The following is a 14,035-nucleotide window of genomic DNA, read 5'->3' as shown; positions in this document are numbered from 1 at the left end:
TTATTTGTTTTTTCCTAATTCAACTGCTCTGTCAAAGGCTGCATATGCTGCGTCTTGAATAAGCTGTTTTACATTATTATCTTCCATAGAGTCTATTGCTGCTTGTGTTGTTCCTCCTTTAGAGGCCACTTTATCAATCCAGCGTTCTGGTGAAATATCAGATTGATTAAACAATTCAATAGCACCTTCAAAAGTGTTGCTTACTAGAATTTTTGAATCATAGTCTGAAAAGCCCATTTTTTGAGCAGCTTCTAACATTGATTGCATAAAATAAAATACGTAAGCTGGTCCACTACCAGAAATACCTGTTGAGGCATCAATGAATTTTTCAGTATCTACATGTATGGATGTTCCTGTAGTATCTAATAAGTGTCTTACCATAAGAAGTTCTACTCGCGAAATAGCTTTAGAACCTGTGTAAGAGGTTACACCTTTACCAACTTTTGCAGGTAGGTTAGGCATAGTACGTATTACTTTTTTTACACCTAAACCATTTTGGATGGTTTCAATGCTTACACCTGCCATTAGTGATACAAATATTTGTTCACTATTAATTAAGGGTTTCATGTCTTTAAAGAGATCTTCGCAGTGATAAGGTTTTACTGCTAAAAACACAATATCCGATTTTGGTAAACCATCTTCTAAAGAAGTGTATACGTCAAAGTTTGGGTTTTGTCTTAGTGTTTCAATTTTGTTCGGGTCGGTATCGTAGATTCTTAATTTTTGTTTTTCTAATAAAGAAGAATCTACCATTCCTTCTGAATAGGTTAAGCCCATGTTTCCGGCACCTATTACTAATACTTTCATAATTTTGTTTTAGTTAAACTTTACTTGTCAGTGCTTATTAAGCCACAAACACTATGCGATAGTGCCAAACTAAAAACTTGATTTTGAGAATTTTGAAGTTTAAAAAGATTTCCGGGTTTTATTAACAGATGTATAATGTATTAGAAAGATGCTTGAGAATATGTGAATTTCAATAAACAGAAAAAACTATAAAAACTGACACCTTGTCGGTGACAAATAGTGTATTTGCAGGAAGAGAATAATTTAGTAAGGCTTAAAACTGTTTTCTTTTTAAGAAGAAGAAGGAATTATTAGGTAAAGAACAAGAGCAATATAATTGGCTGAAATATTTATTAGGAGACACATTTCAGCCATTGTCTTAATTGAGATTTGATTTTTTATTAAAACTTATATTCTATTCCTCCAAGTATAGAAATTGTATATGGATAAAAATCAACAGATTCTGAATATGGTTTTAAATGATATTTAAATAAACCTTCTGCATTAAAATAAAAGTTCTTGTGTAGTTTGGTTTGAACTCCAAGGCCTGCATTTATAGATATTGTTAAATTAGAAAAATCATTCTTGTTTGAGGTGCTTGAGGTTATATTATTTTCGGTTATAGATAGTTCAGCATCGCTAATAGCTAAATAACTAGCGCCTCCAATAAAATAGGGAGATATGTTGTTTTGAGTGAATGAATATTTTACTTCAAAAGGAATTTCTAAATACTCAACAGCTTGTTTTGTTAAAGTATTGTTTTCGGTGAAAGTTTGTTGCAATGATAGTTTGTTTATTCCTAGCCTGAGACTTATTTTATTTGAAGGTAAGTAATTAAAGTAAATACCATAACTTAATTGAGTTTGGTCTTGAAATGATTGTTTAAATGCATCATAATAAACTATTGAAACATTAGGGTAAATACTCCATTTAGATTCTTTAGGCTCGTCTGTGATAGAGTCTTTATTAGTTGTTTTATCAGTATTTTCTTTTTTGTGATTTTTTACTAGTTCTTTTTTAGCGTTAGTTGAATCTTTCAAACTACTAGCTAAAGTCTTGTCTTTTTGAATTTTTATTGAATCATTTGTATTGAAATTATAAACTTCGTTTTTATGATTACTAAAAAACTCACTTTTTTTATTGTTTGAAGAGTTTATTGTTGTGTAATTTTGATTTTGTTTAAAGTGTGGGTTTATAGTCTTAGCTGGTTTGTTGTTTTGAGTTTTATTTAATTTAGATTGAGTGGTTGAAGCAGAATGAGTAGAATCTTTATAGTTACTTAAAATGATTTCTTCACTTGCTTGATTGCTATTACTTACATTGGATTGGTTTGTATTTAGTGTACTAGAAAAGTTGGAGTTTTGTTCGTTTTTTTCAATAGTTTTATTATTAATTTCACTATTCTTTTCAAAACCTGATATGTAATCTCTGTTTAAAAATAAAAGAAGAAAAAGAGCAAGCATAATAGTTCCATACCTTAACCAAATTACAATAGGCTTATCTTTTTCTTTGTCTTTTTTTAACTCTACTTCAATTTGTTCCCAAACAGCATTGTTAGGTGAATCATTGAATTCTGATAAGCGTTCTTTAAAAGCTTGACCTATATCTTTTTTAATTCCCATGATGCTTTATTTTATTTTGAGAGCTGTTAATATTGTTTAGTTTTTCTTTCAAAATCAGTTTTGCTCTATGTAAATTCGACTTCGATGTGCTTTCAGTTATAGACAATAATTTTGCGATCTCTTTATGTGAATAATTATCTAATTCATAAAGGTTAAAAACTAACCTATATCTACTAGGAAGCTCTTGAATTAGGCTTAAAATAAAGTGTAAAGAGATGTTTAATTCGTCAGTATCTATATGTGTGTCAGGTAAAATTTCTTCTTTAATAACAATATTTATAGCTGTCTCCTTTTTGTACTTGTCAATTGCTTTGTTTATGGTTATACGTTTCATCCATCCTTCAAAAGAACCTTTATTATTAAACTTTTTTATGTTCTTGAAAATTTCTAAAAATGAATCTTGAAGATTGTCTTGTGCTTCTTCTTTATTTCTACAGTACTTTAAACTTAAAATGTATAGATCATCTTTGTAAAGCTCATAGAGTTTACTTTGAGCTTTAATGTCATTTTTTTTACAGGACTTTATAAGTTTATCTAGTTGATTCAATTTAGACTTAAATAGATTTTATTTAAATACCTAACGTAGGTATTTCTATTCATAAAAATAAACTCTTTCTTTGGTAAATCCTCCACAGTCATTGTAAGTGGAGCTCATAGGTAAGTTTTGGTTATTATAATCATAAACTGTGATTCGGTTACAATCTTCTCTATAAGTCATATCATTATTTGATATCCTTTTAATTTTGTTATAGGAAGAAGGAAATAACAAGCTAAAAGGATTTATCATATTGTCATAGTCGTAGCTTTCAAATATTTCAGATGTAGCATCATCTATTAAAGTTTTAATATTACCATTAGCATCATAAGTTAATGATATTGAGCTGTTGTTTTGAGGGTTGTTAGGATAGTTGAAGAGCATTTGAGACACTAAATTGTTTGTGTAAACAAATTCTATATAACTATCATCTTCATAGGTTTCCATAGTAATTAATCCATTTTCATACATATAGTTAATTGTATAAGAAACGCCATTTTCATTATTATAAGTTTCACTAATAACTTGATTGTTTGAGTTATACGTGAATTCTTTTATGTAACCTCCTGAAGCTGTTAGCACTGAAACAAAGTTGTTGGAATTATATTGATATGTAACATTACTTTCAGGACCAAAATCGGTTAATTCACCATTTTGTGTAATTAATTCTGTTACCATTATCAACTTTGGTTGGTTATCATTTTCATTGCTTTCGCTATTAGAGCAAGAAAAAATGACAATGACTAATAGTAATAAAATTAAATTACTTTTCATGATTAATGTTTTTGTTGTTTACCTATAGTCTTGATATTAATACAAAGGTTGCGTCAAAAACACAATTTATTTATTAAGCTTTGAGAATGGTAAGTCTCTAAAAAAAGTATAATTTATTCAAAACCTAATAATTCTGTAGCCACAATAAGTTGTTTTAATGCGTCAATTTTAGCAAACAGCTTATTAAAAAATGTGTTTCTCTCTTTTTCTCCAGCAGTGTTTAATAATTTAGAATTCTGTAATTGCTTGTTTAGAAAAATTTCAGCTTCAGTACAAGTATGCTTATCACTAGTTTTATAATAAGAAAGTAAGGTAAATGGTACGTAGAGCATTTGGGTATTAGGTGTGTTGACTAAAACATGGTTATTCATTAAATGCAGCTCGTTGTAGTATAATTTAAACTGGTTTGGGTTTGCAATTAATTTATCTAGTATACGCTGTATCACATCTTTTAATAAATCGCATAATAGTATAGCAGTTTTAGTATTGACTTGTCCTGCTTGATGATAAAAATGAATTTGTTTTAAAGTACTATTTATTGAGGTGATATCCCAAATTTCATGAGTGTTTAAGTTGCTGTAAAGGTTGCCTAGTTTTTTACCAGCTTCGATTAAGTTGGGTTTAAGCGCAAAGTTGTTAAAGCTTTTAGTGGCAAATTTGGGGTTTAATAATTTTAACCACACATAGTATTTAAAACAGCTTAACGTATCACCATTTAAATTATAAAATAGCGGGATGTCTTTAGCGGAATATAAAATGCTGTTCTCTTTTTGAGTGAGTAACGGTAAAAGCGAATTGTAGGAATCTTTAAAGTAGTTTTCAAGATCTAGTTCACTTTCAATATGTTTTGTTTTTTCAATACTTACAAATTCTGAAGAAGTAGTTTCAAACAATCTGTCTAAAGACAAATTATAATATCTAGCTAACGCAACACTTTCATCTAACGATAGTTTGCTTTTTAAACTTACTCGCCTGTGAGCAGCATCATAACTAATATCTAATGCAGTAGCAACAGCTTCAATAGTTGAAGTGTTTTTTGGCAATTCGTTTTTTAAATGCTCTAAAAAAGTAGTTTGAAACATACTCAAAGCTAATTATATTTTGTGATTATCGCAAAAATAAATTTAATACTTCGTGATTTCATTAATTATAAATGTGATTATAGCAATAATTTTGACTTGAATTTTAAAACGATAATTATGAAAAACTACATTTTAATTGCTTTTACTTTTTTGGTTTCATTTCAAGGTTTTTGTCAAAATGAAATAGAAGAAAAACGAAACTTACGTTTTCCTGTTTGGATAACACATAGTAAGAATACAGATATTTTAGGATTGTCTTTAGGAGCGTTTCCTACTGATTATGGAAATGATAACAGATTAACAAGAACTTTTGGAGTGCGTTTGGAGGTTTTTCCATTATCTTTTTTTTATTTTTTAGCGCCAAAAACACCCATTTCAAATAATGAAGAGACATATCAATCTTTTATGAATGGACATACAACTCAGCAAATTTATGGGTTAAACCTTTCTACAGGTACATTTGAAGGTATTGATGCTTATGGAGTATCTGTAACTGGTTTTATGCATTATAGTAGAAAAAATAACGGAATCTCTATTGCAGGAATGAGTAATTCTATTGAGAGGGCAAATGGCATAATTATAGGATTTGGTGGAAATGAAGTTTTTCAAGGTAATGGGATTATGCTAGCTAGTGTATGGGGAAATGGAGCAATGCGATTCAATGGTGTGCAAATTAGTGTTGAAAATGTAATTTTTGAAAAAGGTAGAGGTGTTCAAATAGGTTTTTTCAATAGAGCAAAAAACTTTAGAGGAATACAACTTGGTTTATGGAATAAAAATGATAAACGCTCTTTTCCTATTATTAATTGGCAGTTCAAATCATAGAAAAATAAAAAAAGCCTATCATGATTGATAGGCTTTTGTTTTATTAAGAGATTGAAGAATTAATCTTCTTTCTTATCATTTCTAGGTTTTCTGTCATCACGACGGTTGTCACGATTACGATTATCGCGTCCGCGATTATCTCTGTTTCCTCCTTTGTTGTTGTCTCTTGGAGCTCTTTCCTTATAGCCTTCAGGTTTTGGTAAAATAGCTTTACGAGATACTTTTTCTTTACGAGTTCTAGGATCTATACCAAAGTACTTCACATCAAAAACGTCTCCCATGTTAACAACATCGCTAACATTTTCTGTGCGTTCCCAAGCCAACTCGCTTACGTGTAATAATACTTCGTTTCCAGGAGCTTCAGTGTATTCTACAACAGCACCAAAGTCTAGCATTTTAATTACTTTTACTTCGTAAATACTACCAACTTCTGGCTTGAATAACATTGCATCGATACGAGCTAAAACAGCATCAATACCTTCTGAACCTACACCTAAAATTTCAACAATACCTTCTTCTGTAACTGGGTCTTCGTTAATAACGATAGTAGTTTCAGTTTCCTTTTGAAGTTCTTGAATGTTTTTTCCACCAGGTCCAATAAGCGCTCCAATAAATTCATTTGGAATACGTCTTGTTACCATTTTTGGTGCATGACCTTTAACATCTGCATTTGGAGTAGCGATGGTGTCAGTAAGTTTTTCTAAGATGTGTAAACGACCATCACGAGCTTGCTTTAATGCTTTTACTAAAATCTCGTATGATAATCCTTTTACTTTAATATCCATTTGGCAAGCAGTGATACCATCAGCAGTTCCTGTAACTTTAAAGTCCATATCACCTAAGTGATCTTCATCTCCTAAAATATCAGATAAAACTGCGTAGTTTCCTGTTTCAGCATCAGAAATTAATCCCATTGCAATACCAGAAACTGGTTTTTTCATTTGAACTCCAGCATCCATAAGTGCCATTGTACCAGCACAAACAGTTGCCATAGAAGACGAACCGTTAGATTCTAATACTTCAGAAACTACACGCACTGTGTATGGGCAATCTTCTGGTACCATTTTCTTAAGTGCACGTTGTGCTAAGTTACCATGTCCTACTTCACGACGCGATGTACCTCTAATTGGTCTTGCTTCTCCTGTTGAAAAAGGAGGGAAGTTATAGTGTAGGTAAAAACGCTCTTCGCCTTCAAAAGATGGCATATCTATCATGTTTGCTTCTCTAGATGTTCCTAGAGTAACGGTTGCTAATGCTTGAGTTTCTCCACGAGTAAATATTGAAGAACCATGTGTTGATGGTAAGTAATCTACTTCACACCAAATTGGTCTGATGTCAGTAGTTTTACGACCATCTAAACGTAAACCTTCGTTTAAAGTTAAGTCTCTCACAGCTGCTTTTTCAGCTTTGCTGTAATATTTAGAAACTAAGTCGCCAAAGTCTTCAAGTTCTTCTTCAGTAAACGTAGCTACAATTTCTTCTTTAATTTCAGCAAATGCAGCACCTCTTTCATGCTTTGAAGATCCTCCTTTTGCTACAGCATATACTTTGTCGTATGCCATATCATGGATTTTCTTAGCTAAATCTTCATCTTCTCTTTCAGGCTCATATTCGCGAGTTTCTTTTTTACCAAAAGCTTCAGCTAATCTAATTTGAGCATCACATTGAACTTTAATAGCTTCGTGTGCAGCTTTTATAGCTTCAGTCATTTCTTCTTCAGAAATTTCTTCCATCTCACCTTCAACCATCATTACAGAATCTGCAGAGGCTCCAATTACCATATCGATATCAGACTCGGCTAATTGTGATAAAGAAGGGTTGATAATGAATTCACCATTAATACGTCCTACACGAACTTCAGAAATTGGTGCTTCAAAAGGAATGTCAGATAATTGAATAGCAGCAGAAGCAGCTAAACCTGCCATTGCATCTGGCATTACTTCTGGGTCGTGAGACATTAACTGTATCATTACCTGAGTTTCGCTGTGGTAATCTTTTGGGAACAATGGACGTAACACACGGTCAACTAAACGCATTGTTAATACTTCGCCATCACTTGGTCTTGCTTCTCTTTTAAAGAATCCACCAGGATAACGACCAGCAGCTGCAAATTTTTCGCGATAATCTACCGTAAGTGGTAAAAAATCAACATCGGCAGACTTGTAGTTGGAAACAACTGTACATAATAACATACATTTTCCAGATTGCACCACAACACTACCATGAGCTTGTTTTGCTAATTTTCCGGTTTCGATAGAGATTTCTCTACCATCACCTAGGTCTATGACCTCTTTGTAAGTTTTTGGAATCATAAAATTTTTAATTCTAATACTAATAATACTTGCGCATATTAGTACAATGTTAAACAATGGTCGTTGTGTTGTTGTAGTTGTTGTGTGACCAATGAAAAACCTTTTGCCCCAACTTTATTTTGGGATTTAGCTTCTTATTTTACGAATGTTATACTCTTTCGTAAGAGTTGTTTATAAAACAAAAAAGAGGCGCGAAGCCTCTTAATTGTGATTATTTTCTTAATCCTAATTCCTTTACAATAGCACGATATCTCATGATATCCTTTTTAGTTAAGTAGTCTAGTAAAGCACGACGCTTTCCTACTAATTTTACTAACGATCGCTCAGTATTAAAATCTTTACGATTTTGTTTTAAGTGCTCTGTTAAGTGATTAATTCTGTACGTAAATAATGCAATTTGTCCTTCAGCAGAACCAGTATCGTTCTTTCCTTTACCGTGTTTTGCGAAGATTTCTTCTTTTGCTTCTTTTGATAAATACATGCTAATATTATTATAAATGATTGTTATGTATATGAAAGATTTTCTTTCAAGCGGCAAATATAGTGTTTTTTTGTGATTTGCAAGAGAATTAATTAAAAAAGCGAGCCAAATGGCTCGCTTTTTTTTATGCTCTTAGAGGTTGATTTGTAATCAAATCTATGTAGAGATTTATTTTATTCTTTAAATCTTTTCTGTGCGATATAAAATCCAAGAAACCATGTTCTAATAAAAACTCTGAGGTTTGAAAGCCTTCAGGAAGTTCTTGTCCTGTGGTATCTCTCACTACTCTAGGTCCTGCAAAACCAATTAAGGCTCCAGGTTCACTAATATTAATATCTCCCAACATAGCAAAGGATGCTGTTGTTCCTCCTGTAGTTGGATCGGTACATAATGAGATGTAAGGAATTCCAGCATCGGCTAATTGTGCTAATTTTACTGATGTTTTAGCTAATTGCATTAAAGATAATGCAGCTTCCATCATACGAGCACCGCCAGATTTTGAAATAATCATGAATGGTATGTTGTTTTTTAAAGCATAATCAGCAGCACGTGCTATTTTTTCACCCACAACACTTCCCATTGAACCACCAATAAAACTAAAATCCATACACGCTATAACCAAATCTTTTCCTTTAGATTTTCCTACAGCTGTACGTACTGCATCTTTTAGTTTTGTTTTTTCCTGAGCTGCTTTTAAACGGTCAGGGTATTTTTTGGTATCCTCAAATTTTAAAGGGTCTTTAGACTCTAATTTAGTATCTAATTCTTTGAATTTGTTATCGTCAAAAAGAATTTCAAAATATTCTTTACTACCAATTCTTACATGGTAATCATCTTCAGGACTTACGTAGAAATTCCTTTCTAATTCTTCGGTATCAACAATTTTTCCAGTAGGAGACTTGTACCACAACCCTCTGGGAGTGTCTTTTTTCTCTTCGGTAGTTGTTGTTATACCTTTTGTTTTTCTCTTAAACCAAGACATTAAAATTAATTTTAATTAGAAGTTAGTTAGAGTGCAAAGTTATAAAGTATTTACATTATTTAGGTCTTCAAACGCTTTTTTTAGACGTTCAACAAAAGTGTTTTCTCCTTTTCTTAACCAAACCCTTGGGTCATAGTACTTTTTATTAGGTACATCATCACCTTCAGGATTTCCAATTTGAGATTTTAAATACTCCGATTTTTCATCCATGTAATTTCTCACTCCACTCATAAATGCATACTGCATATCAGTATCAATATTCATTTTAATTACTCCATAACCAATAGCTTCTCTAATTTCTTCTACTGTAGAACCTGAACCACCATGGAATACAAAATCAATGTGATTGTGTTCAACACCATATTTTTCAGAAATATATTCTTGAGAGTTTTTTAAGATTTTTGGAGTTAATTTTACGTTTCCAGGTTTGTAAACACCATGAACGTTACCAAAAGCTGCAGCTACTGTAAATTGGCTACTTACTTTGCTTAACTCTTCATAAGCATAAGCAACTTCTTCTGGTTGTGTGTATAATTTTGAATCGTCAACATCAGTATTGTCAACACCATCTTCTTCACCACCTGTAATACCAAGCTCAATTTCTAAGGTCATTCCCATTTTGCTCATTCTAGCAAGGTATTGCTTACATATTTCTATGTTTTCTTCTAGAGGTTCTTCACTTAAATCAATCATGTGAGAACTGTAAAGCGGTTTTCCTGTTTCAGCAAAATGTTTTTCACTAGCATCTAGAAGACCATCAATCCAAGGCAATAGTTTTTTTGCACAGTGGTCAGTATGTAAAATTACAGGAACACCATAGGCTTCTGCCATTTGATGAACGTGTTTAGCTCCTGCAATAGATCCAGCAATTGCAGCTTTTTGGTCTTCGTTGCTTAACCCTTTTCCTGCGTTAAATTGTGCGCCTCCATTTGAAAACTGAATGATTACTGGTGCGTTTAATGCAGCAGCAGTTTCCAATACTCCATTTATAGTATTAGAGCCAATAACGTTTACTGCTGGTAGTGCAAAACCTTTTTCTTTGGCTAGTTTAAAAATTTCTTGAACTTCTTTTCCTGTTGCTACTCCAGGTTTGATATTGTGACTCATTTTTTAGTTTTTAAATTGAAATTGTTATTTCAAAAGTAATCAATTTTTGAATAAACAGAGGCTAATTTATAATTAGTTATTGAAAGAAATCAACTAAAACGTTGTAGATTTTAAGGCTTGTGTTTTTTTAGAAAGGATAGTTAATTCCTATGTTGTATACTGCGTTTCCAAAGTTGTAATCGTTAAACCAACGATTGCCTAAACTGTATGAAGGATCGTAGGTTTTAAAGCCAATATCTCCTCTAAGGATAAAGAATTTGAAATCATATCTTAATCCAAAACCAGAACCAATAGCTATGTCTTTTAAAGAGCTAAACCCACTAAATATAGCATCTTCGTCTTCAACATTATCAAATACATTCCAAATATTGCCAGCATCAACAAATAAAGCACCATTTAAATTTCCTAAAATATTGAAGCGTTGCTCCATACTTAGGTTTATTTTAAAGTTAGCTTCATTGAATTCATTAGTGGTTTTTGAGCTTCCAGGTCCTAAGTTGTAGGCTGTCCAAGCTCTATTGTCATTAGGTCCACCAGCAAAGAAACTCTTAGAAAAAGGTATGCTGTTTGAGTTTCCGTAAGGAACAGCAATACCAAAGTAACTTCTCACAGCAAATATGTTTTTTTTGCCTAAATCCCAATGTTTTACATAGTCGAACTCACCTTTGATGTATTGAGAAAAGGCAACTCCAAAAATCTCATATTGGTCATTTTCATTTTTATCTGCTCCAGCAAGTTTAGATAGGTTTGATAGTAGATTTCCTGCAAATTCTAACTTGAATCTTAAAATTGAAAAGTCATTATCAAAAATGTTTTCTCTTCGGTCTTTAGTATAGTTAAAGCTTGAAGAAAAAATAAGGTTGTCCTCAGTTAAACGTTGCTCTCGTTGTGAAATGTTGCTTACATCAATATAGTTGTCATCATCAGGAGTTAATGCTGTGTTGTTGTTTAATACGTCTGAAATAAAACCATCTGTTCCTTCAGGATAGGTTAAATTTCCATCTTCATCTAAATAAGAAGCATTTGAGTTGTAGGTTTGAGCAATTGTATTTAATCTATTGTACGAGTTTTGATATACACCAAAGTAGTTGGCAGTGTTTAGGTTTTTTACAAACTGAATATTAAAAAGGTCTAGGTTATTAGTAACTTTGGTTGAAGGATACCAATTGTAGTTAAATATTCCGTTTAGTGTTTGTTTGTCTAAACCTATATTACGCTGACTGGTTGCTCCAAAACTGATACGTGTACTTGGAGTCATGTATTTAGGGATTATTTTTTCGGTATTTGTTGGGAAAAATAATCTTGGTATAGTGAGTCTTAAATTTGCTCCAACCTCATTAATGTCAAAAAATTGGTCTTTTGAATTTCCTGCATCATCTGATGCACCTATTGAACCAAGAGCAGAAATTTCTAGTGTTTCGGCGCCTCTAAATACATTTTTAATATTAAGTCCTGTACTGAAAGAAAACCCAATGGTTTGAATATTGCTTTGTGTAACATCAAACCTAAACCCAAGTTTGTATTTTTTTTCAGGTGACAACATTATGTTTACCGTTAATGTTGTGTCATTAGCATTTTCAATGTAGTCAATGGTTGGGTACCTAAATGTGTTAAGGTTGCTTAAGTACCTGTAAGTTCTTGTTCTGTCAATATCTTTAAAAACATCGCCTTTTGTTATAAAAATAGCATCAGTTAGTGTTTTTGGTCTGTATTTTAACTTGTCAAAACTGTAAAGGTTAAACCCATTGTAGTATGTGGAATCTTTTAAAGTTAAATCTTTGTTTTCAAATTTGTAATCAGTAAATACATTTACTTCTTTTATCTTGTAAACTTTAAAAGGAACTCTGCTGGTAGAGTCTTCATTTCTTATAGTTCTGTTTTTTATAACTAAATCGGTGTTTACTTTTTTATTTGTACCAATTGTGTCAATGTCATAAGAAATGTAGTCTTGTCCAAAATGATAAAACCCTGAGTTTCTTAAAGCGGTTGTCAATCGTTCTCGTTCGCCACTAAAGTTGTCTTCAATGTAACGTTCACCTTTTTTGATTAAAGATCCTTTTTTTAGTTTTTGTTGATAAAGAGAATCTATAATTGGAGTGCTAATTTTAGCATTTAAAGAGTCGATAATGTAAGGGTCTCCTGTTTCTACATTATACGTTACAGTAGCACGTTGGTCTTCGCCTTTTGCAATTTCATAAGATGTTTTTACATCAAACCAACCATTTCTAAAGTAGTAGTTTTTTAGGTTTGTAGCAGTTTTTTGAGTTTTAACTTCATCAACTATCACAGGAGCTTCACCAGTTTCTTTAAGCCATAGGTTTAAGTTTTTGCGCGACTCGATGTCTTTTTCAAGTTGCTTTCTGGATAGTAATTTAGTTTTCCAAGCTACTTTTCTTGGGTTGTTGTATATTTTTTCCTGTAAAATAGAATCAATATTAGGTCTTGCTAAGTTGTAAATATGAAGTCTTAAAGGAGTTCCCAGTAAAGGCAGTTTTCCGTTAGGTTTTTGGTAGTAAAGGTTGCTAATGTCTTCGGTATTGTTTTTTTTGCCATTAACAATTGTAGTGTTTTCTGTTAAAAGATAATCACTTTTTTTAACCCGTTTCATAACATTACATGACGTTACCAAGCAGGATAAACCTATATAAATAAATATATTTTTAAGTGTTTTATTCAATCAGAAACAATTAAGATTTATTACTTAACCAAATTTACAGTTTTTAATGTTGTGATAGCATAACAAAAATTAGTCCAAAAAAGTATTACTTTGTAATGCTTTAACAATAAAACAAAAGTAAATACATTTTAATGTTAACAAAGAGCCAAATAAAATTAATTACGAGTTTAGGTCAAAAAAAGTTTAGAATACAGCATCAACTTTTTATTGTAGAAGGTGTAAAAGGTATAAAAGAGTTTCTTAATTCTAGTTTAGAACTTCATACCTTATTTACTACCGAAACCGTTTTTGAAGCACCAACGCAACAAACAGTTTTAGTAACTGATGTTGAATTGAAAAAACTAAGTGCTTTAAAAACGCCTAATACTGCATTGGCCGTTTTTAAAATTCCTAAATCTAACCCTGTGAATGAAAATGCTTTAATAGTGGCTTTAGATGATGTTAGAGATCCAGGTAATTTAGGAACAATCATTAGGCTTTGCGATTGGTTTGGAGTTAAAGATCTTGTGTGTAGTAAAGCTACAGTAGATTGTTTTAATACTAAAGTAGTGCAGGCAACTATGGGATCGTTAACGCGTGTTAATGTGAGTTATCTTGATTTGGAAACGTTTTTAGCAAATTCTAAAATGCCAAAATTTGGAACCTTTATGGACGGAAAGAATGTTTATGAAATGGAGTTGCCAAAACAAGGCATTATTGTAATGGGAAATGAGGCTAATGGAATTTCAAAAGCTATTGAACAACTTATCGATCAAAAAATAAGCATTCCAAGGTTTGGAAATCTACAAGCAACCGAAAGCTTAAATGTTGCTACAGCAACTTCAATTTTTTTAAGCGAATTTAAAAGGTAAT

At 31.8% G+C, this 14,035-nt stretch carries 12 protein-coding genes; 2 read left to right on the top strand and 10 right to left on the bottom strand.

The features are described 5' to 3' along the window. From proC to ACQ0RB_RS01870, 5 genes are all read right to left on the bottom strand, one after another. The gene (proC, locus tag ACQ0RB_RS01890; RefSeq protein WP_430496091.1) at positions 1-807 is read right to left on the bottom strand and encodes a pyrroline-5-carboxylate reductase; all 807 of its coding nucleotides are present in this window, start codon (positions 805-807) and stop codon (positions 1-3) included. 380 nt (positions 808-1,187) lie between these two features. After that, positions 1,188-2,408, bottom strand: coding sequence for an outer membrane beta-barrel protein (locus tag ACQ0RB_RS01885; RefSeq protein WP_430496089.1), 1,221 nt, complete (start codon positions 2,406-2,408; stop codon positions 1,188-1,190). Then, positions 2,398-2,955, bottom strand: coding sequence for an RNA polymerase sigma factor (locus ACQ0RB_RS01880; RefSeq protein WP_134198628.1), 558 nt, complete (start codon positions 2,953-2,955; stop codon positions 2,398-2,400). Before ACQ0RB_RS01880 ends, ACQ0RB_RS01885 begins: the two co-directional genes overlap by 11 nt. Positions 2,956-3,000: 45 nt before the next feature. After that, the gene (locus tag ACQ0RB_RS01875) at positions 3,001-3,717 is read right to left on the bottom strand and encodes a hypothetical protein (RefSeq protein ID WP_430496087.1); all 717 of its coding nucleotides are present in this window, start codon (positions 3,715-3,717) and stop codon (positions 3,001-3,003) included. 113 nt (positions 3,718-3,830) lie between these two features. Then, positions 3,831-4,799, bottom strand: a complete 969-nt coding sequence (locus ACQ0RB_RS01870) for a hypothetical protein (RefSeq protein ID WP_430496085.1) — start codon at positions 4,797-4,799, stop codon at positions 3,831-3,833. 117 nt (positions 4,800-4,916) lie between these two features. Here ACQ0RB_RS01870 and ACQ0RB_RS01865 point away from each other — a divergent pair, with 117 nt between their 5' ends. Next, positions 4,917-5,624, top strand: a complete 708-nt coding sequence (locus ACQ0RB_RS01865; RefSeq protein ID WP_430496082.1) for an LA_2272 family surface repeat-containing protein — start codon at positions 4,917-4,919, stop codon at positions 5,622-5,624. Positions 5,625-5,683: 59 nt separating this feature from the next. Here ACQ0RB_RS01865 and ACQ0RB_RS01860 read toward each other — a convergent pair whose 3' ends face one another. The 5 genes from ACQ0RB_RS01860 to ACQ0RB_RS01840 form a co-directional block, all read right to left on the bottom strand. Next, on the bottom strand, positions 5,684-7,936 hold the full coding sequence (locus ACQ0RB_RS01860; RefSeq protein WP_129759291.1) for a polyribonucleotide nucleotidyltransferase: 2,253 nt from the start codon (positions 7,934-7,936) through the stop codon (positions 5,684-5,686). A gap of 211 nt (positions 7,937-8,147) precedes the next feature. Next, positions 8,148-8,417, bottom strand: coding sequence for a 30S ribosomal protein S15 (rpsO, locus tag ACQ0RB_RS01855; protein WP_129759290.1), 270 nt, complete (start codon positions 8,415-8,417; stop codon positions 8,148-8,150). A gap of 124 nt (positions 8,418-8,541) precedes the next feature. Then, positions 8,542-9,399, bottom strand: a complete 858-nt coding sequence (accD, locus tag ACQ0RB_RS01850; RefSeq protein WP_129759289.1) for an acetyl-CoA carboxylase, carboxyltransferase subunit beta — start codon at positions 9,397-9,399, stop codon at positions 8,542-8,544. 39 nt (positions 9,400-9,438) lie between these two features. Then, positions 9,439-10,506 carry a class II fructose-bisphosphate aldolase gene (gene fbaA, locus ACQ0RB_RS01845; RefSeq protein WP_430496079.1) on the bottom strand — a complete coding sequence of 356 codons (1,068 nt, stop codon included), beginning with the start codon at positions 10,504-10,506 and terminating at the stop codon, positions 9,439-9,441. 127 nt (positions 10,507-10,633) lie between these two features. Beyond that, on the bottom strand, positions 10,634-13,114 hold the full coding sequence (locus ACQ0RB_RS01840; RefSeq protein ID WP_430496077.1) for a BamA/TamA family outer membrane protein: 2,481 nt from the start codon (positions 13,112-13,114) through the stop codon (positions 10,634-10,636). A 200-nt stretch (positions 13,115-13,314) separates the two neighbouring features. Between ACQ0RB_RS01840 and ACQ0RB_RS01835 the strand changes: the two genes are divergently transcribed. Further along, positions 13,315-14,034: a TrmH family RNA methyltransferase gene (locus ACQ0RB_RS01835; RefSeq protein ID WP_430496075.1), complete on the top strand. Its 720-nt coding sequence runs from the start codon at positions 13,315-13,317 to the stop codon at positions 14,032-14,034. The last annotated feature ends 1 nt before the right edge of the window (position 14,035 follow it).

Origin of the sequence: Gaetbulibacter sp. PBL-D1 (assembly GCF_050509525.1) — a bacterium.
Classification (GTDB): domain Bacteria; phylum Bacteroidota; class Bacteroidia; order Flavobacteriales; family Flavobacteriaceae; genus Gaetbulibacter_B; species Gaetbulibacter_B jejuensis.
This window is presented reverse-complemented; position numbering and strand designations above follow the sequence as displayed.

Excerpts from the sequence above, each read along its gene's own strand:
- proC (WP_430496091.1), bottom strand. The coding sequence starts at position 807 with ATGAAAGTATTAGTAATAGGTGCCGGAAACATGGGCTTAACCTATTCA.
- ACQ0RB_RS01870 (WP_430496085.1), bottom strand. The coding sequence starts at position 4,799 with ATGTTTCAAACTACTTTTTTAGAGCATTTAAAAAACGAATTGCCAAAA.
- ACQ0RB_RS01885 (WP_430496089.1), bottom strand. The coding sequence starts at position 2,408 with ATGGGAATTAAAAAAGATATAGGTCAAGCTTTTAAAGAACGCTTATCA.
- fbaA (WP_430496079.1), bottom strand. The coding sequence starts at position 10,506 with ATGAGTCACAATATCAAACCTGGAGTAGCAACAGGAAAAGAAGTTCAA.
- ACQ0RB_RS01875 (WP_430496087.1), bottom strand. The coding sequence starts at position 3,717 with ATGAAAAGTAATTTAATTTTATTACTATTAGTCATTGTCATTTTTTCT.
- ACQ0RB_RS01840 (WP_430496077.1), bottom strand. The coding sequence starts at position 13,114 with ATGAAACGGGTTAAAAAAAGTGATTATCTTTTAACAGAAAACACTACA.
- ACQ0RB_RS01835 (WP_430496075.1), top strand. The coding sequence starts at position 13,315 with ATGTTAACAAAGAGCCAAATAAAATTAATTACGAGTTTAGGTCAAAAA.
- accD (WP_129759289.1), bottom strand. The coding sequence starts at position 9,399 with ATGTCTTGGTTTAAGAGAAAAACAAAAGGTATAACAACAACTACCGAA.
- rpsO (WP_129759290.1), bottom strand. The coding sequence starts at position 8,417 with ATGTATTTATCAAAAGAAGCAAAAGAAGAAATCTTCGCAAAACACGGT.
- ACQ0RB_RS01860 (WP_129759291.1), bottom strand. The coding sequence starts at position 7,936 with ATGATTCCAAAAACTTACAAAGAGGTCATAGACCTAGGTGATGGTAGA.
- ACQ0RB_RS01865 (WP_430496082.1), top strand. The coding sequence starts at position 4,917 with ATGAAAAACTACATTTTAATTGCTTTTACTTTTTTGGTTTCATTTCAA.